This is a genomic window from Rhodococcus sp. 15-2388-1-1a, from assembly GCF_002259145.1.
Taxonomy (GTDB): Bacteria; Actinomycetota; Actinomycetes; order Mycobacteriales; family Mycobacteriaceae; genus Rhodococcoides.
Map to the genome: position 1 here is coordinate 1 of NZ_NPFP01000021.1, position 23,820 is coordinate 23,820.

22 protein-coding genes and 1 rRNA gene are annotated in these 23,820 nt (G+C 65.6%); 3 read left to right on the forward strand and 20 right to left on the reverse strand.

Features of this window, described 5'->3' with window-relative positions:
• The 3 genes from CH302_RS13840 to CH302_RS13850 form a co-directional block, all read right to left on the reverse strand.
• Positions 1 to 89: ribosomal RNA gene (locus tag CH302_RS13840) — 16S ribosomal RNA — on the reverse strand; the annotation flags it as partial.
• Between the two features lie 564 nt (positions 90 to 653).
• The gene (gene tyrS / locus CH302_RS13845) at positions 654 to 1,928 is read right to left on the reverse strand and encodes a tyrosine--tRNA ligase (protein ID WP_037192592.1); all 1,275 of its coding nucleotides are present in this window, start codon (positions 1,926 to 1,928) and stop codon (positions 654 to 656) included.
• A gap of 38 nt (positions 1,929 to 1,966) precedes the next feature.
• Positions 1,967 to 2,611, reverse strand: coding sequence for a DNA-3-methyladenine glycosylase (locus CH302_RS13850; protein WP_037192595.1), 645 nt, complete (start codon positions 2,609 to 2,611; stop codon positions 1,967 to 1,969).
• A 79-nt stretch (positions 2,612 to 2,690) separates the two neighbouring features.
• Here CH302_RS13850 and CH302_RS13855 point away from each other — a divergent pair, with 79 nt between their 5' ends.
• Positions 2,691 to 3,422 carry an ABC transporter ATP-binding protein gene (locus CH302_RS13855; RefSeq protein WP_037192597.1) on the forward strand — a complete coding sequence of 244 codons (732 nt, stop codon included), beginning with the start codon at positions 2,691 to 2,693 and terminating at the stop codon, positions 3,420 to 3,422.
• Positions 3,419 to 4,174, forward strand: coding sequence for an ABC transporter permease (locus tag CH302_RS13860; protein WP_037192599.1), 756 nt, complete (start codon positions 3,419 to 3,421; stop codon positions 4,172 to 4,174). The genes CH302_RS13855 and CH302_RS13860 overlap by 4 nt, the downstream gene beginning before the upstream one ends.
• A gap of 29 nt (positions 4,175 to 4,203) precedes the next feature.
• Here CH302_RS13860 and CH302_RS13865 read toward each other — a convergent pair whose 3' ends face one another.
• The 17 genes from CH302_RS13865 to infC all read right to left on the reverse strand — a co-directional run bounded on the left by CH302_RS13865 (position 4,204) and on the right by infC (position 22,957).
• On the reverse strand, positions 4,204 to 4,410 hold the full coding sequence (locus tag CH302_RS13865) for a Trm112 family protein (RefSeq protein ID WP_037192601.1): 207 nt from the start codon (positions 4,408 to 4,410) through the stop codon (positions 4,204 to 4,206).
• Between the two features lie 86 nt (positions 4,411 to 4,496).
• Entirely contained in the window at positions 4,497 to 7,514 is a 3,018-nt protein-coding gene (locus tag CH302_RS13870) for an AMP-binding protein (RefSeq protein WP_037192603.1), read from the reverse strand.
• Positions 7,515 to 7,622: 108 nt separating this feature from the next.
• On the reverse strand, positions 7,623 to 9,071 hold the full coding sequence (argH, locus tag CH302_RS13875) for an argininosuccinate lyase (RefSeq protein ID WP_037192605.1): 1,449 nt from the start codon (positions 9,069 to 9,071) through the stop codon (positions 7,623 to 7,625).
• On the reverse strand, positions 9,068 to 10,267 hold the full coding sequence (locus CH302_RS13880; protein ID WP_037192608.1) for an argininosuccinate synthase: 1,200 nt from the start codon (positions 10,265 to 10,267) through the stop codon (positions 9,068 to 9,070). Before CH302_RS13880 ends, argH begins: the two co-directional genes overlap by 4 nt.
• A gap of 51 nt (positions 10,268 to 10,318) precedes the next feature.
• The gene (locus CH302_RS13885; RefSeq protein WP_037192611.1) at positions 10,319 to 10,834 is read right to left on the reverse strand and encodes an arginine repressor; all 516 of its coding nucleotides are present in this window, start codon (positions 10,832 to 10,834) and stop codon (positions 10,319 to 10,321) included.
• A complete protein-coding gene (gene argF, locus CH302_RS13890; protein WP_037192614.1) occupies positions 10,831 to 11,766 on the reverse strand; it encodes an ornithine carbamoyltransferase in 936 nt (311 codons plus the stop codon). The genes CH302_RS13885 and argF overlap by 4 nt, the downstream gene beginning before the upstream one ends.
• Positions 11,763 to 12,968 carry an acetylornithine transaminase gene (locus tag CH302_RS13895; RefSeq protein ID WP_037192617.1) on the reverse strand — a complete coding sequence of 402 codons (1,206 nt, stop codon included), beginning with the start codon at positions 12,966 to 12,968 and terminating at the stop codon, positions 11,763 to 11,765. Before CH302_RS13895 ends, argF begins: the two co-directional genes overlap by 4 nt.
• Complete coding sequence (gene argB / locus CH302_RS13900) at positions 12,965 to 13,879, reverse strand: acetylglutamate kinase (RefSeq protein ID WP_037192619.1); 915 nt, start codon at positions 13,877 to 13,879, stop codon at positions 12,965 to 12,967. The genes CH302_RS13895 and argB overlap by 4 nt, the downstream gene beginning before the upstream one ends.
• The gene (argJ, locus tag CH302_RS13905) at positions 13,876 to 15,078 is read right to left on the reverse strand and encodes a bifunctional glutamate N-acetyltransferase/amino-acid acetyltransferase ArgJ (protein ID WP_170946009.1); all 1,203 of its coding nucleotides are present in this window, start codon (positions 15,076 to 15,078) and stop codon (positions 13,876 to 13,878) included. Before argJ ends, argB begins: the two co-directional genes overlap by 4 nt.
• A gap of 32 nt (positions 15,079 to 15,110) precedes the next feature.
• Complete coding sequence (gene argC / locus CH302_RS13910) at positions 15,111 to 16,166, reverse strand: N-acetyl-gamma-glutamyl-phosphate reductase (RefSeq protein WP_037192623.1); 1,056 nt, start codon at positions 16,164 to 16,166, stop codon at positions 15,111 to 15,113.
• A gap of 52 nt (positions 16,167 to 16,218) precedes the next feature.
• Positions 16,219 to 16,776, reverse strand: coding sequence for a hypothetical protein (locus CH302_RS13915; RefSeq protein ID WP_037192625.1), 558 nt, complete (start codon positions 16,774 to 16,776; stop codon positions 16,219 to 16,221).
• 91 nt (positions 16,777 to 16,867) lie between these two features.
• Positions 16,868 to 19,354: a phenylalanine--tRNA ligase subunit beta gene (gene pheT / locus CH302_RS13920; protein ID WP_037192628.1), complete on the reverse strand. Its 2,487-nt coding sequence runs from the start codon at positions 19,352 to 19,354 to the stop codon at positions 16,868 to 16,870.
• A gap of 56 nt (positions 19,355 to 19,410) precedes the next feature.
• Positions 19,411 to 20,478, reverse strand: a complete 1,068-nt coding sequence (gene pheS / locus CH302_RS13925) for a phenylalanine--tRNA ligase subunit alpha (protein ID WP_037193457.1) — start codon at positions 20,476 to 20,478, stop codon at positions 19,411 to 19,413.
• A 106-nt stretch (positions 20,479 to 20,584) separates the two neighbouring features.
• Complete coding sequence (locus CH302_RS13930) at positions 20,585 to 21,391, reverse strand: TrmH family RNA methyltransferase (RefSeq protein WP_037192629.1); 807 nt, start codon at positions 21,389 to 21,391, stop codon at positions 20,585 to 20,587.
• A 38-nt stretch (positions 21,392 to 21,429) separates the two neighbouring features.
• Positions 21,430 to 21,819: a 50S ribosomal protein L20 gene (rplT, locus tag CH302_RS13935; RefSeq protein ID WP_032378959.1), complete on the reverse strand. Its 390-nt coding sequence runs from the start codon at positions 21,817 to 21,819 to the stop codon at positions 21,430 to 21,432.
• Between the two features lie 86 nt (positions 21,820 to 21,905).
• A complete protein-coding gene (gene rpmI, locus CH302_RS13940) occupies positions 21,906 to 22,100 on the reverse strand; it encodes a 50S ribosomal protein L35 (protein ID WP_008715923.1) in 195 nt (64 codons plus the stop codon).
• 116 nt (positions 22,101 to 22,216) lie between these two features.
• Complete coding sequence (infC, locus tag CH302_RS13945) at positions 22,217 to 22,957, reverse strand: translation initiation factor IF-3 (RefSeq protein WP_045199680.1); 741 nt, start codon at positions 22,955 to 22,957, stop codon at positions 22,217 to 22,219.
• A gap of 381 nt (positions 22,958 to 23,338) precedes the next feature.
• Here infC and CH302_RS13950 point away from each other — a divergent pair, with 381 nt between their 5' ends.
• On the forward strand, positions 23,339 to 23,725 hold the full coding sequence (locus CH302_RS13950; protein ID WP_037193458.1) for a DUF1844 domain-containing protein: 387 nt from the start codon (positions 23,339 to 23,341) through the stop codon (positions 23,723 to 23,725).
• Positions 23,726 to 23,820: the final 95 nt, after the last annotated feature.

A 23,820-nucleotide genomic window follows, 5' to 3' on the forward strand; every position in this document is an offset into this window, starting at 1 on the left:
GTGTACCCCGAAAGGCCTTACCGCTCGACTTGCATGTGTTAAGCACGCCGCCAGCGTTCGTCCTGAGCCAGGATCAAACTCTCCGTAAAAGACTCTCGATCAACAGTCGAAACTGCAAATCAGTCATAAACATAAAGAGTCAAATCACTAGCAAAAAAACTCAACTAGCATTTTCAAACAACACCCGACAACAACCACCACAAGCGGATGGCTGACACATCGAATGCTTTCACCAAATAAATTCGGCACTGACATTCATCGACACACTGTTGAGTTCTCAAAGAACACGCACACACCATTCACCTTCGAGCTGAAGCTCGTGGGTGTCCGGGGCAACCGTTCCAGCTTAGATCAGATGATCGAGCACAGTCAAACTGGCTTCTCATCCGCGAAGAAGTCGAACCTCGCGGCTCTGACTCCTTCTTGGTGTCGGAAGCGATCTCCGCTTCGCTCAGGCCTTGCGGTCTGGGCTGGCGTCCGTGTCGCTCTGACCTGGACAAAGTTACGCCCCGGATAACAACGCGTCAAATCCCCAGGTCGTTCACGCGTGATTCGCGTGAACGGCCTGGTCGCAACCGGTCACTCACCCACCTGACGGGCGTCGTAACCAAATTACATGGATGTGACTCCGCCCACTGACTACAACGAAAAGCTCAGTCCGCGATTCGGGCTCCTGCGAAGTTCCGCTTTCCGCGTCGGACCACCAACCACCGGCCGTGCAGGAGATCGTCCGCACCGGGCGTCCATTCTTCGTCGGAAATCTTGACGTTGTTGACCGATGCGCCACCCTCCTTGACTGCGCGTCGGGCAGCGCCCTTGCTCTCGCTCAACCCCGTAGCGACGAGCAGATCGACGATGGTGTTCGGTGCACCTGCTTCGATGTCCGCCACAGATGCTTCCTGTAGCGCGGCAGCGAGCGTCTTTTCGTCGAGTTCGGTCAGTTCGGCTCGCCCGAAAAGTGCCTGACTGGCGAGTTCGACCGAACGAGTCGCTGCTTCGCCGTGGACGAGCGTGGTCATCTCGGCGGCCAGGCGCTTCTGTGCCTCACGCGCGTGCGGACGCTCGGTGGTCGCCGACTCGAGTTCTGCCAACTCGTCCTTCGACAGGAAGGTGAACCAGCGCAGGTACTTCACGACGTCTGCATCGCCGGTGTTCACGAAGTACTGGTACCAGGCGTACGGGCTCGTCATCTCCGGGTCGAGCCACAGGCTGCCGCCTCCGGTGGATTTGCCGAATTTCTTCCCGTCGGCGGAGGTGACCAGCGGAACCGTCATGGCGTGCACCGACTCGGCGTCCTGGCGCCGATTCAGCTCCACCCCGGCGATGATGTTTCCCCACTGGTCGGAGCCGCCGATCTGAAGACTGCAGCCGTATTGCCTGCGGAGCTGCACGTAGTCGTTCGCCTGCAGCAGCATGTAGCTGAACTCGGTGTACGACATTCCGTCGCTCTCGAGCCTGTTCTTCACCGTCTCGCGAGCAAGCATCACGTTGATCGAGAAGTGCTTACCGATGTCGCGAAGGAAATCGATCGCGGACAACTCCCCCGTCCAGGACAGATTGTTCACCACCACTGCACCCGTCGGGCTCTCGTCCAAGTCGACGAACCGCTCGAGCTGACCACGGATACGCGACGCCCACTCGGTGACCACCTCGGTGGAATTCATGGTGCGCTCCCCTACATCGCGAGGGTCACCGATGAGTCCCGTCGCACCACCGGCGAGGATGATCGGGCGGTGGCCGGCCAGCTGGAAACGCTTGAGCGCCAGCAACGGCACGAGGTGCCCTGCGTGCAGCGAGGGCCCTGTCGGATCGAAACCGGAGTACAGCGTGATCGGCCCCTCGGACGTGGCCTTCTTCAGCGCGTCCACATCGGTGGACTGCGCAATCAGTCCACGCCAGGTCATTTCGTCGATGATGTTCTCACTCACGACGTCGATCCTCCCGTATGGACGCATCCAGCCGGCGCTCAGGCCTCCGAGCCACCGGGCGCGGCGGCGCGGGGACTGCGTTTGTAGCTCGACACCGCCTGCGACCCGAGCAACCAGAAGCGCCAGGGACGATCGGCCGCCGAACTCACCCCTACCCGTGGGCCGGACGCAACTGCCTTCTCGTGCAGTCGTGGCTCGAGTAGTTCGAGGGTGACAGCCGACGACGCGTCGAACACGTCCGTTCCGTTGTCCGCCAGCGAGACGCCCAAGGCTCGACCGAGATTGCCCGGCCCGCGGGCCCAACCGGCCTCGACCCGTGCGGACCGAGCACCGCGCCCGGCGCGCCTGGTCTCGACGACATCGTGGCCCCTCACCACTTCACCCGCTCGGAGCAGCACGGCGGCTGCCGTACCGTCCGGGCCGCAGCTGACGTTCATGCACAAGTGCATGCCATAACTCAGGTATACGTACAGCCGGCCCGCCGGACCGAACATCACCTCGTTGCGAGGAGTCGGGCCCCGGAAGGAGTGCGCGGCCGGATCCGGCCATGGACCATCGAGCGGACCACCGTAGGCCTCGACTTCCACGATGCGCACCGACACGTCGCCCACGGTGACGGTTCCGCCGAGGATGCGTCGGGCTGCGTCGTCGGGTTCTCCGATCTCCAAGTCAGCGACATTCATCCGTCCCATGATGCTTCGCCCTTGACCACGCAGCGCCGACGGGGCTATGACTTCGACATCGACAAGTCTGGAGGCCGATATGGCGTTCACCGGTGAGCACGCCGTCGAGATCACAGGGCTGACGGTTCGCCGCGGTAAGCGAACGGTGCTGCGCAGCCTGTCCGTGACTATCCCTCGTGGTGCCATCACCGGACTTCTCGGTCCGTCGGGCTGCGGCAAGACGACTCTCATGCGAGCAATCGTCGGCACTCAGATCGTGAACAGCGGAACCGTGACAGTTCTCGGATCTCCGGCCGGCTCGGCACCGTTGCGCCGCACAGTCGGATACGTGACCCAGGCACCGAGCGTCTACCGAGATCTCACCGTTCGCGAGAACGTGCAGTACTTCGGGTCGCTGTACGGCCGCCGGCGCGCGGACGTGGCGTCGGCCATCGAGGCGGTCGGACTGGCCGACCACGCGTCGTCACGGGCGGGCGAACTCTCCGGCGGCCAACTGGGGCGGGTCTCCCTGGCCAGCGCCCTGGTCGCCGAACCCGAGCTGATCGTCCTCGACGAACCGACGGTCGGCTTGGATCCCGTGCTGCGCTCGGAGCTGTGGTCGCGGTTCGCCGATATCGCGGCAAGTGGCACAACGGTGTTGGTCTCGAGCCATGTGATGGAAGAGGCGGAGCACTGTGGCCGTCTCGTTCTGATGCGCGACGGCGTCGTCCTGGCCCAGTCGAGCCCCGATGCGTTACTCGAGCGCACGAACGAAACGACGCTCGATCGCGCATTCCTGTCTCTCATCAGATCTACCGAGCAGACATCGTGAACGCGCGGATCTACGCAGCGGGCACCGGCCGCATCCTGCGACAGCTGCGAGCCGACCATCGATCGGTGGCCATGGTTCTGCTCGTTCCGTCCCTGCTGATGGTGTTGCTGTACTTCCTGTACCGAGACGTGCCGACCCCGCCGAACCAGCAGTCGTTGTTCGATCGGATCGCGATCACGATGCTCGGCATCCTGCCGTTCGTCGTCATGTTCCTGGTCACGTCGATCTCGATGCAGCGTGAACGCACCTCGGGAACGCTCGAACGCCTGCTGACGACTCCGATGTCCAAACTGGACCTACTCGCGAGCTACGGGTCCGCCTTTTCACTGGCCGCCGTCGGACAGGCGCTACTGGCATGCACCGTCGCGTTCGGATTTCTCGGGCTCGACATCGAGGGCTCGGTCGGTTGGGTTCTGGTGATCGCAGTCCTGGGAGCGATGCTCGGGGTCGCCATCGGACTGCTGTGCAGCGCATTCGCCCGCACCGAATTTCAAGCCGTCCAGTTCATGCCGGTCGTCGTGATCCCACAGCTGTTTCTCTGCGGACTCCTGGTACCGCGCGACCAGATGCCGAATTGGTTGAGCACGATCAGCAATGTCCTGCCGCTGAGCTACCTGGTCGACGCGCTCCAGGAGATTTCCCGGTACCCCGGAGTCACCGGGCCCATGTGGACCGATATCGCCGTGGTCACGGCGTTCACCGTCGCCGCGCTGAGCGGAGCCGCCGCGACATTGCGTCGACGAACCCAGTAGTCGACGAACCCGGTGACCGACCGCACGCTCTAGGACGTGGCGCGCGCCAGGATCGACTCGTGCTCGGCGTCGTCGACATCGCGGGCGTCGTCGGCAAGCAACACCGGGATGCCGTTCTCTATCGGATATGCGCGACGCAGTCGCGGGTTGTAGAGCAGTTCCCCTTCGATCAACAGCAGCGGGCCCTTGTCCACCGGGCACGCGAGAATGGAAAGCAGTGTCGAATCGATTGCCACAGGTGTCCTTCGCTCTGCTCCGGTCGAACCGGAGTGGTGTACTCGCTTACGCTACCGAACCCGTTTTCTTCTGTGCAGTCTCGTTCCTACGACGATCTTTCGGCCGCGGTCTCGCGCCCGACGAACCGTTCGGCCACAACAGCTTTCGTCAATCGACGGTAGCTGTTCGACTCCGAGTCGTAAAACCACGACCGAGCGCTTGGCGTCGGGATGCCCGCTTGCTTCAGCGCCGTCGCGTTGGGTCGATACGCGCGTCCCACCGGAATTTCGGTCACCACGTGCACGATCGCCGGACGCTCGGCCGGAAGCAGTACTCCGAGAGTGTCGGTCAAAGCACGAGCGGTGATCACCGCCTCCGGTTGCAGCGAGATGGCGCAGACCGCCACCTCGGTGGCCGACGCCTCGACGCGCACCGATCGTGGCCGATCCGACGTCACCCGCACTCCGTAGACCACGGCCGAGTCGACCTGGTCCAGGTCACCCACCGCGTCGACGATCGGCTGGGTGTACACCGGACCGCACGCCGAACGCACCACGGTGTCCTTGCGGTCGACGAGCCAATAATCGCCGTCGGAATCGCGACGGAACAGGTTCTCGGTGGGGATCCAGGCGTCCGTGGGCTCGAACACTCCGCGCATGACGTGACTGGTCGCTTCGCCGTCTCCGCTCGGTCGGCCGAGGAGCAGCCCGATCTCGTCGTCGCGGCACTGCCGGACGAAGCCGTCGTCGTCCTCTTCGAGGCGGCCGGTGATGGGGTCGTAGGCCGCCAGCGCCACCCGTGCGCTGCCCGGCAGCGGACGGCCCTTGGAACCGATCTTCGAGCCCGCCACATTGGCCAGAATCACGTCGTTCTCGGTGGATGCGTAGAACTCGAGCACCCGAGCCGGGCTGAACCGCGCCAGCGTGCGTCGCCAGAGCCCCACCGGCATACCGGAGCCGATGAACAGGCGCACCGGGTGGCCGGAGTCGACCGGGAACCGGCCGTCGTCGAGGATCTGCCGCATCATCGTCCAGGTGTAGCTCACGACGGTGACGCCGTAGCGGTACACCTCTTCGCTGAACCGCTCCGGCTCGAGACCACGGGAGAGTGCGATGCGCGACCCGCCCGCGAGCGCGCCACCGATCGTGACGAGGATTCCGGCCGAATGATGCAGCGGGGCAAGGCAATAGACAGTATCGCCGGGTCCGAGCGCGGCCGTCGTCGCTGTTCCGAATGCAGACAACGCCCAGCGATGATTGGTGATGTATCGCGGTTCGAGACCGCGATCGGTCGTCGTGAACAGGATCATCGCCAGTTCGCGGGCACGGCCCGGATCCGGCTCGTACCACTGAGGCAAACGCACTGCGTCGGGATCGATGGCCTCGAGATCGACCACCTCGTAGCCGGCCGGGATGTCGAGTTGCCGAACCTCACCACCGCCGAGCACCAGAACGTTCGGTGCCACCGGGACCGCAGCCGCAGCATTTTCCGGATCGGCGATCACGGTGTCGACGTCGACGGTCCGCAGCGCTGCGGTCAGGTCGCTGCCCGGCTGCAGCAGAACAGGCACTGCCCCGATCCGCGAGAGCGCCGCCATCGCGGCCAATGCGCTGGGACGAGTCTCCATCAACACACCGATGCGCGACGCGGGTCGCACCCCGACACTGATCAGTCCGCGCACCACGTTGTCGATACGGACGTTGACAGCGTCGTAGGTGTGCACTCGGTCGTCGAACAGGAAGCACTCTCCGTTCGGAGACTTACGTCCCTGCTCGGCGATCAAGCGGCCCAACGAGACTCGACTGTGCGGCTGCATCTGCCCGAGGCGGGCGAGCCTCGGCAACGTGCGCACGGCCTCGGAAGAGATCTCGCGGGTTCCACGCACCGCGCCGGTCGCCGCCGATGCCAGCCCGCGGCCGACACCGACGCCCACCTCGGCGATGGAGGCAGCGGTGTGGATCAGGCGATTGGTGATCGACACACCGCTCTCGGAATCGCCGTGGCCCTCGCGCTCCATCACGCGAACCGCCTCCGGCTTCGGTCCGAGGTCCTCACGCCACCGAATCCAGTTTCCCGTCGTCGGCCAGGTCTGTGCAGCCGCGGTGCTGCCCACGACCAAGCCGAAATGACCTGCACGCAAAGTGGTTTCGAACACCTGGGCGCGCGGGGCTGCGCGCTGAATGCCGCGCACGGCCAACGGTTGACCGATGTCGTCGACTTCGCCGACGAAGGCGAGCACGGGCACGGTAAGCTCGGCCAGAGTCAACAATCTGTCCTTGATGACGAACCCGCCGGTCATCATGCGGTTGTGAACGACGAACTGCTTCAACAACTCCGCAACGGCCGGGCCGGACCACGCCACCCACCCGTCCATCGCCAGAAAGCGTCGCTGCGGCTCTCGCGGCAACAGCGCCTCACGGTCGTGAAGCTGACGCAGAAAATCCACTCGCGATCGCACGGTCTTCGCCGGATCGAGTAGCTGAAATCCCGTCCGCGCCATCCACCCCGATACAGCGAGCCGAGTGAACACATGGTCGGCCAGGAACTCCGCTCCCCGCGTGGCCACGCCGGCCGGGATCCCGAGAGGCAGACCGGCGAGCGTGTCGACCGGAGCCCCGAACGTGATGAGGCTGGCCAGATTTCGGCCACCTCGGTACGCCGCCGCCTGGTAGCAGAACATTCCGCCCTGGGAGTAGCCACCCAGGTGGACGTCGCGGCCGGTGTGCTCGTGCACCTTGTCGACGACCTCGCTGATCGCCACGACGTGATCGGCGAGCGTACGGCCCCACCCGCCTTCTTCTGTATCCGGCGAGCCGAAGTCGACCACCCACGGATCCAGCCCCATGCCGTGCAGGATCCCGGCAGCGCCCTGGTCGGTCGTCACGTCGTAGACGTCCGCGGAGACCATCATCGGCGGAATGAGCACCACCGGAGGACTGTCGGCAGGCACATCGTCGGGGAAGTACCGCCGAAGCCGATACATCGGCTCGCGGTCCATCACCCGAAACGGCGACGGATCCACCTCGGTCTCGAGACCACCGAGACGGATGACCTCGAGACCGTTCTGCGCCGTGGCGATGGCACGGCGCAGTGGACCACGTACGGCGTCTGCATTCAGTCCCACAAATACACTCCTGCGTTCGGCCCCGACGAACGACCGGCATCGATCTTCGCGTGACGAAAGCTTCTCACATCACACTCGAGGAAACCGGCATGGATATCGATTGCGCACTCAGTGCCGCAACACCGGTTCCTCGGCCCATGCGCGCAGGGTCGCGGCCGTGGCCCGCACGCCCCCGAGCTGATGCGCAACCTGCACAGCGGCCGTGCCACCACGCGCATCCCGCGACGAGATGGAACCCTCCACCGTGAGAACCTCACGAACGGCCGGAGTGAGGGACGGATCGATCGCGGCCAGCTCCTCGTCGGTCAGATCCGCCAGCCCGACGCCGCGCGCCTCGGCCGCCCGGACGCAGGCTCCTGCAGCCTCGTGAGCAACGCGGAACGCAATCCCCTGCCGCACCATCCATTCGGCGATATCGGTGGCGAGCGTGAACCCGGCCGGTGCCAGCTCGGCCATCCGTTCGGTGTGGAATTCGAGCGTCGCCGTCAATCCGGTGAGCGCGGGCAGCAACAGCTCGAGCTGCGCCACCGAATCGAACACCGGCTCCTTGTCTTCCTGGAGATCACGGTTGTATGCCAACGGCTGCGCCTTGAGCGTGGCCAGCAGACCGGTCAGATTACCGATCAATCGGCCGGTCTTTCCGCGGGTCAACTCCGCAACGTCCGGATTCTTCTTCTGCGGCATGATCGAACTGCCGGTGGACCACGCATCGGCCAACGTCACGTAGCCGTACTCGGGGGTGCTCCACGAGATGACCTCCTCGGCGAATCGTGACAGATCGACTGCCGTCATCGCCAATACGAAGGCTGCTTCGGCGGCGAAGTCGCGCGAGGACGTGGCGTCGATCGAGTTCTCGGCGGACGAGTCGAACCCGAGCTCGGCTGCGATCTTCTCCGGACTCAGACCCAGTGACGAACCGGCGAGGGCACCGGAACCGTACGGCGACACCGCTGCTCGCGTGTCGAAGTCCGCGAAGCGCTGCACATCGCGCAACAACGGATGGGTGTGCGCGAGCAGATGATGCGCCAGCAACACCGGCTGCGCGGCCTGCGAATGCGTCTTGCCCGGCATGACGGCCGTCGGATGCGCCGCAGCCTGGGTGGCCAACGCGTCGACCACATCGAGAACGCCGACCGACACCCGGCGAACCGCGTCGCGCAGCCACATGCGGAACAGTGTGGCCACCTGATCGTTGCGCGACCTGCCCGCGCGCAGCCGGCCACCGACCTCCGGTCCGACCCGGTCGATCAACCCGCGTTCGAGAGCGCCGTGCACGTCCTCGTCCGACTCGGCTGCCACGAACGCGCCCGACGCGACATCGTCGGCGAGGCGCTGCAAACCGTCGAGCATGGTCTCGAGGTCCTGCGGGGTGAGCAGTCCGGCACCGTTCAGCACCCGCGCGTGCGCCATGGATGCGCGGATGTCGTACGGCGCGAGGACCCAGTCGAAGTGCGTCGACTTGCTCAACGCTGCCATGGCTGCGGCCGGCCCCGATGCGAATCTGCCGCCCCAGAGCGAACCCTCGTTGGTTCCGTGCGAGGTCTCCGAATTCGTCACAGGCCCAGGTCCCGCTTCGCGGCGATCTTCGACGAGAGTCCGTGCAGCTGAACGAATCCCTTGGCCGCGGACTGGTCGAACGTGTCGCCCTCGTCGTAGGTGGCGAGGTTGAAGTCGTACAGCGACTCGCCACTGCGGCGTCCGTTGACGATGATCCCGCCCGCGTGCAGAACCAGGCGGATGTCGCCGGAGACGTGCTCCTGCGTGTGCTGCACGAACGTGTCGAGAGCACCCTTGAGCGGGGAATACCACAGGCCGTCGTACACCAGCTCGGCCCACTTCTGATCGGTGTGGCGCTTGTAGCGACCGAGCTCGCGCTCGAGGGTCACGTGCTCGAGCTCCTCGTGGGCGCGGATGAGCACCATGGCACCGGGTGCCTCGTAGATCTCGCGACTCTTGATGCCGACGAGCCGATCCTCGACGACGTCCAAGCGGCCGACACCCTGCGCTCCGGCACGAGTGTTGAGCTCCTGGATAGCTTCGAGTACCGAGACCGGACGGCCGTCGATCGCGACGGGGCGACCCTTGTCGAACGAGACAACGATCTCGTCGGGAGCCTGGAAGTTGACCGTCGGATCCTCGGTGTAGTCGTAGACGTCCTTGGTCGGCGCATTCCACAGGTCCTCGAGGAAACCGGTCTCCACCGCGCGTCCCCAGACGTTCTGGTCGATCGAGAACGGCGACTTGGTGGTCACGTTGATCGGGATGTCGTTCTCTTCGGCGAACTTGATCGCCTTCTCGCGCGTCCACGCGTAGTCGCGAACCGGTGCCAACACCTCGAGCTCGGGGGCGAGGGTGTTGAAGCCGACCTCGAACCGAACCTGGTCGTTGCCCTTGCCCGTGCAACCGTGGGCGACAACGGTTCCGCCGTGCGCCCGCGCGTTCTCGACGAGGTGCTTGACGATCAACGGACGGCTGATGGCCGACACGAGCGGGTACCGATCCATGTACAGCGCGTTGGACTGGACCGTCGGCAGGCAGTACTCGTCGGCGAACTCGTTCCTGGCATCGACGACGACGGATTCGACTGCGCCGCAATCGAGTGCGCGCTGGCGCACGACGTCCATGTCCTCGCCGCCCTGCCCCAGATCGATGGCGACGGCAACGACCTCCTTGCCGGTCTCCCTCCCGATCCAGCTGATGGCGACGGAGGTGTCGAGTCCGCCGGAATAGGCGAGGATGACGCGTTCGGCCATGGTGTTCAAGCTCCTTCGTTGTTCTTGTTGCGCATGATGGGTAACCGGATCTCAGTTACCGCGTCGAGCAAGCTTTTCGATCTTGTCCGCGACCTCGCCACCGGTATGTGGCTCGCGGGCTATCAACAGAATCGTGTCGTCACCGGCGATGGTCCCGACGATCTCGGGCATCGCAGCACGATCCAGAGCGCTGGCCAGGTAGTGCGCCGCGCCCGGTGGTGTGCGGAGGACGGCCTGGTTCCCGCTGTGATCGGTGGACACCAACAACTCCCCCAGCAACTTCAGGAGACGGTCGGTGCCGCCGGACACTCCCCGGACCGGGCTGCCGTCCTCGGGCACGACGTACACCCCCACTCCACCGTCCGGCGCGCGCAGTTTCACGGCACCCAATTCCTCGAGGTCCCGCGAGAGAGTTGCCTGAGTGGTGTCGATCCCCTCGGCCGCGAGCAACGACGCCAGCTGCGGTTGACTGCGCACCTGATGCGTGGCCAGCAACGCGATGATCCGTGCCTGCCTCCCCGCGCGGGTCGACGCGGTCAACGGCACCGCAGTGACGTCCTCGCTCATGGTCGTCGGGCCTGTTCGAGGAGCCACACCAGCAGAGCCTTCTGCGCGTGCAGGCGGTTCTCGGCCTCGTCCCAGACCACACTCTGGGGACCGTCGAGCACCTCGTCGGTGATCTCCTCGCCGCGATGCGCGGGTAGGCAGTGCAGCACGACAGCGTCCGACTGGGCCTTCGAGAGCAGATCGGAATCGATTCGATACGGCCGGAACGGGGCGACGCGATCGAGACCGTCGTTCTCCTGGCCCATCGACGTCCAGGTGTCGGTGACGAGCGCGTCGGCACCGGCGGCGGCCTCGAACGGGTCCTCGGTGATGGTGATGGTGGCCCCGGTTTCCTCGGCACGCGCATGCGCCGCGTCGAGAACGTAGCCGAGCGGTGCAAATTCCTTGGGCGCGGCGATCCGCACGTTCAGCCCGGCCGTCACTCCGCCGATGAGCAGCGAGTGCGCCATGTTGTTGGCACCGTCACCGAAGTAGGCCAGGGTGCGCCCCTGCAGATTTCCCTTGTGTTCGATCAGGGTCTGCAGATCCGCCAGAACCTGGCACGGGTGGAACTCGTTGGAGAGGGCGTTGACGATCGGAATCGTTGCGCCGGTAGCCATCTGCTCGAGCCGCTTCTGCCCGAACGTGCGCCACACGACCGCCTCGACATAGCGCGAGAGAACCCGCCCCGTGTCCTGCAGCGTCTCCTCACGACCCAACTGGGTGTCGCGGCCCGTCACCACCACGGCATGACCACCCAACTGCGCGATGCCCATCTCGAACGAGAAACGGGTGCGTGTCGAGTTCTTCTCGAAGATGACACCGATCCCCTTGGGACCCTCGAGCGGACGCTTCGAGAACGGTGCACGCTTGAGCTCTGCTGCCAGAGCGAGGATTTCGCCCTGCTGCGCAGGCGTGATGTCGTCGTCCCGGAGGAAATGCTGAACGGTCATGGCTGATGAGCCTCCTGTGCTGCGTCGAGAATTGCCGGTAGCGCCGTCACGAACGACGCGGCTTGGTCTTCGGTGATGATCAACGGTGGTGCGAGCCGGAGCACGTCGGGCTGTGCCGCGTTGAGGAGGAAGCCTGCCTCGCGCGCGGCTGCTTCGGCCGCCGGCGCGACGGCGGCGGTGAGAACCACGCCGAGGAGAAGACCCGAACCCCGAACATGGCTCACCAGAGGGTGATTCAGACCCTCGATGGAGTGCGCGATGGTCTTGCCGATGCTGTCCGCGTGCGAGAGCAGATCCTCGTCGGCAATGGTGCGTAAGACGGCCAGAGCCGCCGCCGCGCACACGGGATTGCCACCGAACGTGGTGCCGTGCTTGCCCGGATGCAGCAACTCCCCCGCCGCTCCGATGCCGATGCAGGCCCCGATGGGCAGGCCACCGCCCAAGCCCTTGGCGAGTGTGATGACGTCGGGCACGATGCCGACCGACTGGTGGGCGTAGAACCATCCCGTTCGGCCGATACCGGTCTGCACCTCGTCCAGGACAAGCAGTGCACCGTGCTTCGCGGTGATCTCGCGCGCAGCGAGGAGGTATCCCTCGGGCGGAACCACCACTCCGCCCTCGCCCATGATCGGTTCGAGAAACACTGCGGCGGTATCGGAATCGACGACGGCTTCCAGCGCGGCCACATCGCCGTACGGAACGTGCTGCACGCCGGCAGGCATCGGCTCGAACGGGGTCCGCTTGTCCGGCTGACCGGTCAGTGCGAGCGCGCCCATCGTCCGGCCGTGAAAGGACTTCTCGGCTGCCACGATGTTGGGGCGGCCGGTCAGGCGAGCGATCTTGAACGCCGCCTCGTTGGCCTCGGTTCCCGAATTGCACAGGAACACCCGGCCGGTGGCCCCGGCACCGAGGTGCGCGAGCAATTGCTCGGCCAACGCGATACCGGGTTCTGTCGCATAGAGATTCGAGGTGTGCCCGAGAGTGGACAGCTGAGTGGTGACCGCCTCGATCACCGCCGGATGGGCGTGTCCGAGAATGTTCACGGCGATACCCGCGAGCAGGTCCAGATACTGCTTTCCGTCGGCGTCCGTCACCACCGCACCCTCGCCGCGGACGAGCGCCACGCGCGGAACACCGTAGTTGTCCATCAACGAATTCGACCACCGCTGTTGCAGATCGAGGGTGGACTCGGTGCCGGTCATGGCGTGACTCCTGACGTAGACGAGTGATCGGGGGTGACCATGGTGCCGATTCCCTCACCGGTGAACAGCTCCACCAGCACGGAATGTTCGACGCGACCGTCGATGACATGAGCCGACGGAACACCGGCTCGAACCGCCCGCAGGCACGCTTCCATCTTCGGCACCATCCCGGCGTCGAGCGAGGGCAGCAACGCCTCGAGCGTGGACGCGTCGATCTCGGAGGTCAACGAGCTGCGATCGGGCCAATCCGTGTACAGGCCTTCGACATCGGTGAGCACCACCATCTTCTCGGCACCGATGGCACTGGCCAGCGCCGCTGCCGCAGTGTCCGCGTTGATGTTGTGGACGACGCCGTCGCGGTCGGGAGCGATGGTGGACACCACCGGAATTCGTCCTGCCGCAATGAGATCGAAGACCGCTGCGGGGTTCACCGACGTGACGTCGCCGACGAGACCGATATCGGTCTCGGCGCCGTCGACCAGCACGGTGCGCCGCGTCGCGGTGAACAGGTGCGCATCCTCACCGGAGATTCCCACGGCGTAGGGACCGTGGCCGTTGATCAGGCCGACGAGCTCGCGCCCGACCTGCCCGAACAGCACCATCCGCGCGACGTCCATGACCTCGGGGGTGGTGACGCGGAATCCGCCGCGGAATTCACCTGCCAGGCCGAGTCTGGTCAGCATGGCCGAGATCTGTGGCCCGCCGCCGTGAACGACCACCGGATGGATTCCGACGGTGCGCAGAAATACCATGTCGGCCGCGAAGGCCCGCTTCAGATTGTCGTCGATCATGGCGTTTCCGCCGTACTTGACGACGACGACCTTGCCCGCGAATCGCTGCAGCCAGGGCAGAGCCTCGGCGAGCGTGAAGGCCTTCTGCGCGGCCGTCAATTGCAGAGCGGCCGAGGTCATGACGAGTACGCCGAATTCTCTTCGACGTACGCGTGCGAGAGATCGGTGGTTCGAATGGTGGCCGACCCTGCGCCGAGACCGAGATCGATGGTCACCGCGATGTCGACACCGGACAGATCGACCTCCCGAGCCCCCGGCGCTCCCACGCCGTCGATGCACACCGGATTGCCGTTGAAGGACACGGCAATTCGATCCGGATCGAGCTCGATCGGGGCGATACCGATTGCCGCGAGCACCCGACCCCAGTTGGGATCCGACCCGAACAGGGCCGTCTTGGTCAGCGAGTCCCTGGCGACCGCGCGCGCGCCGATCAGGGCGTCGTCCTCGCTCATCGCACCCGACACGGTGATCCGCACCCGCTTGGTCACGCCCTCGGCGTCTGCCATCATCTGGTCGGCCAGGTCGTCGCACACCGCCAGGACCGCGGCGTCGAGTTCTTCCTGCGACGGTGCCACTCCGCTGGCCCCGGAGGAGAGCAGCAGCACGGTGTCGTTCGTCGAGGACGCGCCGTCGACGTCGAGCCGGTCGTAGGACATCCGGGTCGCCGCGCGCAGCGCCTTGTCCAGCTGGTCTGCAGTGGCGACGGCATCGGTGGTGATGACGCTGAGCATCGTGGCCAACGACGGTGCCAGCATGCCTGCACCCTTGGCCATGCCGCCGACGTTCCATTTGTCGGCATGATGAACGGCCGCCTGCTTGGGCACGGTGTCGGTGGTCATGATCGCGTACGCCGCGTCGGTACCACCCGAAATACCGCCCGCGAGTTCGTGCACCACCTCGGTCACGCCGGGCAGCAGCTTGTCCATCGGGAGCCGATCACCGATGAGACCCGTCGAGCACACGGCAACCTCGATCGCTCCCGTCTCGGAACCCCAATTGCTCAGTGCGGACGCCACTTCCTCGGCTGTCCGGTGCGAATCCTGGAAGCCAGGCGCACCCGTGCAGGCATTGGCACCACCGGAATTCAGAATCACCGCGCGCAGCCGTCCGGTGGAGAGCACCTGCTGAGACCACAGCACCGGCGCAGCCTTGACCTTGTTTCGGGTGAAGACACCCGCCGCAGCGAAATCGGGACCCTCGTTGAACACCAAGGCCAGATCGGACTTGCCACTTGCCTTGATACCGGCCGTAATACCGGCGGCGCGGAAACCCGCGGGACAGGTGACGCCCTGCGTGCGCACGAGCTTGCCCGCAACCATGCCGACGGCCTCCGCCTGGCTCCCGACGCTGCTCATGGCGCTACTCCTACGGTAGAGAGACCCTCGGTCTCGGTGATTCCCAGTGCAAGATTCATGGATTGAACTGCGGCTCCCGCCGTGCCCTTGGCCAGATTGTCGATGGCCGCGATCACGACGAGCAAGCCGGCGTCCGCATCGACCGACACGCTCATCTGCACGGCGTTCGACCCGATGACCGAACCGGTCTGCGGAAGTCGTCCGGCCGGAAGCACGTGCACGAACGGCTCTGCCGCGTACGCCTTCTCGTAGACCTCGACGGCCTGTCCCTGCGTGGCGGTGGTGATCGCGGTGCAGGTGGCCAGGATTCCGCGAGGCATCGGCGCGAGAACCGGCGTGAAGGACACCGCAACAGCGCTACCGGCGACGGCCGAGAGGTTCTGCACGATCTCGGGAGTGTGGCGGTGCGCGCCCGCAACCGCGTACGCCCGAACCGAACCCATCACCTCCGAACCGAGTAGATCGGCTTTGGGAGCTCGGCCTGCACCCGAAGTACCGCTGACGGCAACGATATTGACACGGGGCTCGATGATTCCTGCGGCGACAGCGGGTGCGAGCGCGAGAGACGACACCGTCGGGTAGCACCCGGGAACCGCGATGCGAGTGGCACCGACCAACCGCTCACGGCAGCCCGGCAACTCCGGCAAGCCGTACGGCCAACTGCCCGCGTGAGGACTCTTGTAGTACTTCTCCCAGGCCGCACCGTCGGTGAGGCGGAAATCGGCCCCGCAATCGATGATCACCACGGACTCGGGCAGTTGCAGCGCGAGCTCGGCGGACTTGCCGTGTGGGAGCCCCAGGAACACGACGTCGTGCCCTGCGAGTTCGTCTGCGGAGGTCGGGGCGAGAACTCGGTCTGCGAGAGGCAACAGATGGGGATGGAATTCACCCAGCGTCGCACCGGCATTGCCGCCCGCGGTCAGAGTGCCGATGACCAGCGAACCGTCGCGCACTCCCGGGTGCCCGAGCAGCAGTCGAAGAATTTCACCGCCGGCGTACCCACTTGCGCCCGCCACCGCGATGCGCCTCGGCGTTGCCTCCGAAATAGTCATGCGGTTTATTATGCAGCATCATGCAAGCTCATTCATGAACGGGTCCGGTGTGTCAGCGTCCGCCCATGGACCTGCGGATCTCGTCGAGCTTCTTTCGGCCGGCTTCCTGGCGTTCGTTCCACTGCTCGTCGAGGTCACGGCCTGCCCTTGACTCTCGGTCCAACTCCTCCGCGCCCACGGCTGTGCCCGATCGCTGTTCCACCTTGTCGCGCACACCGTCCCACGTGGGCACCCCCGAATCGGTGAAGTCACCGATCGGCGCGCTCACCGCACCGGAACCGTATGCGGTACCGACAGGCAGGTCGTCGACCAGCTCCGCATCGATGATCCCCGGTACCGTGCCGCCGAGCGGAGCCCCCGGTGGTGGATCACCGAGCGGCTGGTCGATCCGCGGCTTCGTCACCTGCGGAACGTCCACGTCGGGAACCGTTCCGGGTGGCGCTCCGCGATCGGGCGTGATCGGCTCCGGCCGGGCAGTACCCAACTCGGCCGCCAGAGCAGACGCGGCTGCTGCCACCGGGGCGAGTCGCGGACGACCCGCCACGGCGGCAAGAATCTCCTCGATCACCTGAAGATCCGTCGCCGCACCGTCTGTTCCGAATTCACTCATGCGCTGCTCCCGTCACCCGTGGTACTCGTGACTCCACGCTACGGACACACGATCCCGGGCGTGCACGGATCAACTGCGCGGCTGCGCCGATTCAACTGCGCAGCTGCGCGCCGACAGCCTTCGATGCCGCTTCGACCGCCGCATCGCGCGCAGCCGTTGCCTGATCCTCGGTCAAGGTGCCGTCCGCACCGCGGAACCGCAGCGCGAACGCCAGCGACTTGCGACCCTCGCCGACCTGCTCACCCTCGTAGACGTCGAACAGTCGAATCGACTCGAGCAGGTCGCCACCGCCGATAGTGAGCGCGGCTTCCACCGACGCCGCTGGTACGGACGCGTCGACCACCACGGCCACGTCCTGCAGCACCGCCGGATACGGAGACACCTCGGGGGCAGGGAGCGACTCGACGACGGGGAGAGCGCTCAGGCTCAACTCCACGGCACACGTACGCGGCGGCAGGCCCGCCCGCTCGAGCACCGCCGGATGCAGCTCGCCCGCGTATCCGACGACCTCACCGTCGAGCAGGACCTCCGCGCACCGACCCGGATGCCACGGAAGGTGCTGTGCCGCACGAAGATCGACGTGCACTCCGGACGCCTCGGCCACCGTACGTACCGCAGCGAACGCATCGGCGGCCTCTGCGGCGCGGCCGGGACCCCACGGACCCGACAACTCACGCTGACCGGTGAGCACCATGCCCACGTGCACCGGCTGCGCAGGCAACGAACCACGAAGCATGGCGATCTGGTCGTCGGTGGGACGACGGTCGACCGGCAGCGCGTCCACAGCTGCGGTGGCGTCGTGTCGGAGCACCACCTGAGCAATGCCGAACAGCGAGACGTCTCGCTGACCGCGCGCGATGTTCCGGCTCAGCATCTCGAGCAAACCGGGAAGCACAGTGGTTGCGAGCTCGGGACGGTCGGCCTCGAGTGGATTGAGCACCGCGGTGGTCGCGCGCCGTGGGTCGTACGCGTCGAGACCCCACGTGTCGAACACGCCCTTGGGCAGGAACACCGGAGGTAACACCTCGACGTACCCGGAGAACGCGAGTGCCTTGCCGACAGCGCGCCTGCGCTTCTGTTCGGCGGTGAGGCCACGACCTCCCGGAGCCGACGGCAGTACCGACGGGATCTGTTCGAGCCCCTCGAGCCGCAGCACCTCTTCCACCAGGTCGGCGCGCTGCACCAGGTCCGGTCGCCAGGACGGCGGGGTGACGATGAGCTGGCCGTGCCCGCCGTCGTCGACCGACACCTCGACTGTGCAGCCGATCTGCGTCAAGCGTCGAGCAGCGGTTCCGTTGGGGTACTGCACTCCAGCGATCCGATCCGGCAGGTCGAAGTCCATCGTGACCGTGGCATATTCGGCGGCTTCGCCGATGTCGGTCAGCACGGGCTCGATCCGTCCGCCGGCGATCTCGACCAGCAACTGTGCCGCCCGATCGAGCGCCGCCACCGGAAGTGCCGAATCCACGGTCCGCTCGAAACGCTTGCTGGCCTCGCTGGAGAGCTTGTGACGGCGCCCGGTGCGGAACACCGCGAGCGGATCGAACGACGCAGCTTCGAGTACGACCTCGGTGGTCGAGTCGTCGACTTCGGTGGACGCGCCGCCCATGACACCGGCCAACGAGATCGCTCCCGATCCGTCGGCGATCACGACGTCCTCGGGATCGAGGGAACGCTCGACGCCGTCCAGTGTGGTCAGCTTCTCCCCCGCATTCGCACGCCGGACGACCAGATCGCCGTCGAGCTTCGCCGCATCGAACGCGTGCAACGGCTGCCCGAGTTCGTGGAGCACGTAGTTGGTGACATCGACGGCCGCCGAGATCGGGCGTACGCCGGCCAGCAGCAGTCGACGCTGCATCCACCAGGGCGTAGTCGCCGCCGGATCGATACCGACGATCTTGCGCAACGCGAATCGCGATGCGCCCGAGTTCGGTTCGACGGTGACAGACCATGCATCACCGGTGACCTCGGTGGGGACCGTGCGCGCCGGATCCACGAACGGGAGGTCGAAACTGCAGGCCAGTTCGCGGGCGAGGCCGCGGACCGAGAAGGCGTAACCGCGATCCGGGGTCACGTTCAGCTCGATCACCGAGTCCTGCAGCCCGAGAACAACTTTGGCATCGTCACCCGGAGCGGCCGTGCCCTCCGGCAACACCAGAATCCCGGAGTGATCCCGGCCCAGCCCGAGCTCGAGCGTCGAGCAGATCATGCCGTTGGAGTTGCGGCCGTAGGTCTTGCGCGACGCGATGGCGAATCCCCCGGGCAGGACGCTGCCCGGCAAGGCGGCCACGATCAGGTCACCCTCGGCGAAGTTCCTGGCACCGCACACGATCTCCTGAGGCTCGGCAGCTCCGACGTCCACCAGGCAGAAGCGAATCGGCTTCTTGAACTCGGTCAGCTCCTCGATCGAACTCACCCGACCCACCACCAGTGGTCCGGTCACATTGTCCAGTGAATCGAGTTCCTCGACCTCGAACCCGACCCGCACGAAACCGGCGTCGAGCTCCTCGGGCGACACGGCCCAGTCGGGAGTCCCCGCGTGCAGGACCTCGGTCAGCCAGGATTGTGGGACTCGCACGTGTGCTCAGCTCTTTCTTGTATCCGAGAAGAAGTGGGGCGGGTGAGAAATTTCCGTCAGGCCTGAACACCGAAGGGCAACGTGAACCTGATGTCGCCCTCGACGATGTCGCGCATGTCCGGGATGTCGTTGCGGAACTGCAGCGTCCGCTCCAGACCCATTCCGAACGCGAATCCGGTATAGACCTCGGGGTCGATACCGCTGGCCTGCAGCACCTTCGGGTTGACCATTCCGCAGCCACCCCACTCGACCCAACCGGCCCCGCCCTTCTTCTTCGGGAACCACACGTCGACCTCGGCCGACGGCTCGGTGAACGGGAAGTAGTTGGGGCGCATGCGAGTACGGGTGTCGTTACCGAACAACGCCTTGGCGAACGCATCCAATGTGCCGCGCAGGTGCGCCATGGTCAGGCCCTTGTCGATGGCAAGACCCTCTACCTGATGGAAGACCGGAGTGTGCGTCGTGTCGAGTTCGTCCGTGCGAAACGTCCGTCCCGGGCAGACGACGTAGATCGGAACCTCGCGCGAGAGCATCGACCGAACCTGCACCGGAGAGGTGTGGGTGCGCAACACCTGCCGCGAACCCTCGGGCGCGATGTGAAACGTGTCCTGCATCGTGCGCGCCGGGTGGTCGGGCAGGAAGTTGAGCGCATCGAAATTGAAATGCTCGGTCTCGACCTCGGGGCCTTCTTCGACCTCCCAGCCCATGGCGACGAACACGTCGGCCACCTGTTCGGAAATGATCGTGATGGGGTGCCGGGCACCGACGGGAGCTCGGTCGGTCGGCAGCGTCACGTCGATGGTCTCTGCGACCAGGATGGCGGCGTCACGCTCGGCAGACAGCACGGCGCGTCGCTCGTCGAAGGCCTTCTGCACTCGATCACGCGCTGCCTTGACGCGTTTGCCCGCGTCCGCCTTCTGGTCCCCGGGGAGCGCACCGAGTGCGCGCTGCGCCAGTGCCAGCGGAGCCTTGCCACCCACATGATCGATCTTGACCTTGGTCAGAGCATCGAGGTCCGACGCGCCGGCGAACGCCTGCTCGGCCGAGTCCACTGCGGATCCGAGCGCAGACTCCTCGAGAACGCTCGGATCTACCGGCTCGGGTCCGGCTTCTTTCTTCGCCACGACAGCTGCACTCCTCGAGTAATAGTCGGTGTCTGCCACGAACGGTCGTTGCGCAGGCTTCGCTCCTGCGCGGAGCAGACAGGTATCGATCCTAGGCGAGACGTGCTCACGGGGTTTCGGAGCGTCGTTGCGCCCTGGCGCTGGCGTACAGGCAGATCGCTGCGGCGGTTGCCAGGTTGAGGCTCTCGGCGCGGCCGTGGATCGGGATTCGGATGCGGTGATCGGCATCGCGCGTCACGGACTCGGGGAGCCCGTGCGCCTCGTTGCCGAACAACCACGCGGTCGGTTGCGTGAGCAGTTCGTCGGCGTCGTCCAAGTCCACTTCGCCATCGGCGGCCGTGGCGACGATGGTCAGTCCCGCCCTGCGCAACGCGTCGATTCCGGACTCGATCGATCGCTCCCGAGCGATGGGCAGGTGGAACACGCTGCCTGCCGAGGAGCGGACGCATTTGCCGTTGTGGGGATCCACCGAATCGCCCAGCAGAACAACCGAATCCGCTCCTGCCGCGTCGGCGACGCGGATGACCGTCCCGGCGTTGCCCGGCTCGGCCATCTCCACCGGTACGGCCACCAGCCGCGGTGTCCCGGCCAACGCACGGTCGATCGGGACGTCGACCAACTCGGTGACTGCGATCAGGCCCTGCGGAGTGACGGTGTCGGACAACGCCTTCGCAGCACGGTCGGTGATCGGATGAACTCGTGCGCCACCCGCCTCGACGGACGCGATGAGGTCATGGTGGCGCTCGAGAGCATCCGCGGTGAAGAACAGCTCACGAACCAACCGGGACTGCGCCGCCTCGGACACCGCATTGAAGCCTTCGGCCAGAAACAGTCCGGTCTTCTTGCGCTCCGCGGCTCGAGCGAGCTTGACGGCCGAAACGACCCGCGGAGTTCGCTCGGTCAGCGAATCCACGGGTCGTTTCGGTGTTGAGTCGTCGTACGTCGACTCGCTCAGGCTGCTTCTCCGGCCGGAGCGTTGACATCGGCAGGCAGTGCAGCCTTGGCGATGGCGACCAGGCTTGCGAACGCCGCAGCATCCGACACAGCGAGCTCGGCGAGGATCTTGCGGTCGACCTCGACGCCCGCGGCCTTGAGGCCCTGGACGAAGCGGTTGTACGTGATGTCGTTGGCGCGAGCTGCAGCATTGATACGCGTGATCCACAACTTGCGGAAGTCACCCTTGCGCGCGCGGCGGTCCCGGTACGCATAGGTCAGCGAGTGGAGCTGCTGCTCCTTGGCCTTGGTGTACAGACGTGAGCGCTGTCCGCGGTAGCCCTTGGACGCTTCGAGAATCGAACGGCGCTTCTTCTGGGCGTTGACGGCCCTTTTTACGCGTGCCACTGGTGAATCCTGTCGATCTGGGGGTGTGTGAAACCCCGAATGGTAATGGGATGAAGCCGACCGAAATCAGTCGGCGGCGGGCCGAATCAGATGCCGAGCAGGCGCTTGATCCGCGGCACGTCGGCCTTCTTGACAACGGCGACACCATCGAGGCGACGAGTCACCTTGGTGGGCTTGTGCTCGAGCAGGTGGCGACGGCCGGCCTTCTGGCGCAGGATCTTGCCGCTGCCGGACACCTTGAATCGCTTCTTGGCACCACTGTGGGTCTTCTGCTTGGGCATGAAATCCTCTTCTTCTGTAATAGCTCTTCGGTGTTGCATGGCACAGCCGCACATCGCAACGGAAATCCTGTGCACCGAAGCAGGTGTAGGGCTGTCTTACTGGTAGAGCGCGAGGCTCAGTTGGTCTGCGCCGGAGTAGCCGGAGCTGCTGCGGCCGGTGCCTCGGCAGCCGGGGCTGCGTCGGCGGGCTGTTCCGGCGCGGGGGCCGGTGCACGCTGTGCGGGCGGAGCCGCTGCGCTCTCCTGTGCCTTGACGCGAGTCTTGGCACCCTTGTGCGGCGCCAACACCATCGTCATGTTGCGGCCGTCCTGCTTGGCCGAGGTCTCCACGAAGCCGAGCTCCGCGACGTCCGCGCCCAGGCGCTGCAGCAGACGGAAGCCGAGTTCGGGACGCGACTGCTCGCGGCCGCGGAACATGATCGTGACCTTGACCTTCGAGCCGGCTTCGAGGAAGCGAACGACGTTGCGCTTCTTCGTCTCGTAGTCGTGCGCGTCGATCTTGGGACGGAGCTTCTGCTCCTTGATGACGGTGAGCGTCTGGTTCTTGCGCGATTCGCGCGCCTTCTGCGCAGCCTCGTACTTGAACTTCCCGTAGTCCATGATCTTGCAGACCGGCGGACGTGCGTCGGGAGCTACTTCTACAAGATCGAGGTCGGCTTCGAGAGCCAAGCGGAGTGCATCTTCAACACGCACGATCCCCACCTGTTCACCGCCCGGTCCGACAAGCCGGACCTCGGGAACTCGGATGCGATCGTTGATGCGGGTCTCAGTGCTGATGGGGCCTCCTAGGTAGTGCGGTGTGGTGTGTAACCCGACCGCCTGCCACTGGCACAGCCCGTCGCCGTCGATCCTCGACATTCCCCGCAGCGGTACGAACCGCTGCAACGAAAAAACCCCGCTCTCGGTGTGATCCGATAGCAGGGCCCGATGTCGACCGGTCGACCCGCACGACAACTGTCGTCGTACAGTCTCCTCACTGGGAGGAAGCACGGAGGAAATCGGTGAAGACTTCCGTCGCGCGACCGGACCGGAAGTAGCTTGTTGAAGGCTACGTGCCGGTGGGAGTCGGGCTCCACTTGCTGCCTCCGTGCGGTGAACTCCATCGAGGAGCGCACGCCGAAGACGGTCGTCGAGTCACACTACCAGCCGATTCCAGAAACCAACAATCGAGCCCGATCGCCCCCGACAGCGTCGGCACCCGATTCTCCCTGCGGCAGGCGGCGTGGGATTCTCGTAGGCATGACCAGCTCCCCCACTCCCGCCGATGGCGATCCCGCGGGTGCCGACCCAGTCGGCACCGAGCCCGAAGTCCGTGAACTCGCCGAGGTCCCCGCGGTCGAGGTCATCAGCCGCGCTGCGGTGATGCTGATGAGTTCCGCCGCCGAGAAGTTGGGACTCTCCGAGCCGGATCCCGCGGAGAGCCCCTACCTGGACCTCGACGAGGCACGACGCGTCATCACTGCGTTGGCAGGCCTGGTCACCGCGTCGGTGGAATACCTCGGCCCCCATGCCGGACCCATTCGCGACGGGCTGCAGGCACTGCAGCGCGCCTTCCGGGAAGCGTCGGCCCACCCGGACGAGCCAGGAAAGGGCCCCGGCGAAAAGTACACGGGTCCGGTTCACTGAGCAGAACACCAGCCGAGTCCATACAGCCCGACGAAGCCGCATCCGGTGAGTACCGGATGCGGCTTCGTCGTTCACGCGGTGTGAATCGGACTACT

Excerpts from the sequence above, each read along its gene's own strand:
- CH302_RS13850 (WP_037192595.1), bottom strand. The coding sequence starts at position 2,611 with ATGAATGTCGCTGACTTGGAGATCGGAGAACCCGACGACGCAGCCCGA.
- argF (WP_037192614.1), bottom strand. The coding sequence starts at position 11,766 with ATGACCGTTCAGCATTTCCTCCGGGACGACGACATCACGCCTGCGCAG.
- argJ (WP_170946009.1), bottom strand. The coding sequence starts at position 15,078 with ATGGTTGCGGGCAAGCTCGTGCGCACGCAGGGCGTCACCTGTCCCGCG.
- CH302_RS13880 (WP_037192608.1), bottom strand. The coding sequence starts at position 10,267 with ATGGCCGAACGCGTCATCCTCGCCTATTCCGGCGGACTCGACACCTCC.
- argB (WP_037192619.1), bottom strand. The coding sequence starts at position 13,879 with ATGACCTCGGCCGCTCTGCAATTGACGGCCGCGCAGAAGGCCTTCACG.
- argC (WP_037192623.1), bottom strand. The coding sequence starts at position 16,166 with ATGACTATTTCGGAGGCAACGCCGAGGCGCATCGCGGTGGCGGGCGCA.
- CH302_RS13950 (WP_037193458.1), top strand. The coding sequence starts at position 23,339 with ATGACCAGCTCCCCCACTCCCGCCGATGGCGATCCCGCGGGTGCCGAC.
- CH302_RS13915 (WP_037192625.1), bottom strand. The coding sequence starts at position 16,776 with ATGAGTGAATTCGGAACAGACGGTGCGGCGACGGATCTTCAGGTGATC.
- CH302_RS13885 (WP_037192611.1), bottom strand. The coding sequence starts at position 10,834 with ATGAGCGAGGACGTCACTGCGGTGCCGTTGACCGCGTCGACCCGCGCG.
- rpmI (WP_008715923.1), bottom strand. The coding sequence starts at position 22,100 with ATGCCCAAGCAGAAGACCCACAGTGGTGCCAAGAAGCGATTCAAGGTG.
- infC (WP_045199680.1), bottom strand. The coding sequence starts at position 22,957 with ATGTCGAGGATCGACGGCGACGGGCTGTGCCAGTGGCAGGCGGTCGGG.
- CH302_RS13855 (WP_037192597.1), top strand. The coding sequence starts at position 2,691 with ATGGCGTTCACCGGTGAGCACGCCGTCGAGATCACAGGGCTGACGGTT.
- CH302_RS13895 (WP_037192617.1), bottom strand. The coding sequence starts at position 12,968 with ATGACCGGCACCGAGTCCACCCTCGATCTGCAACAGCGGTGGTCGAAT.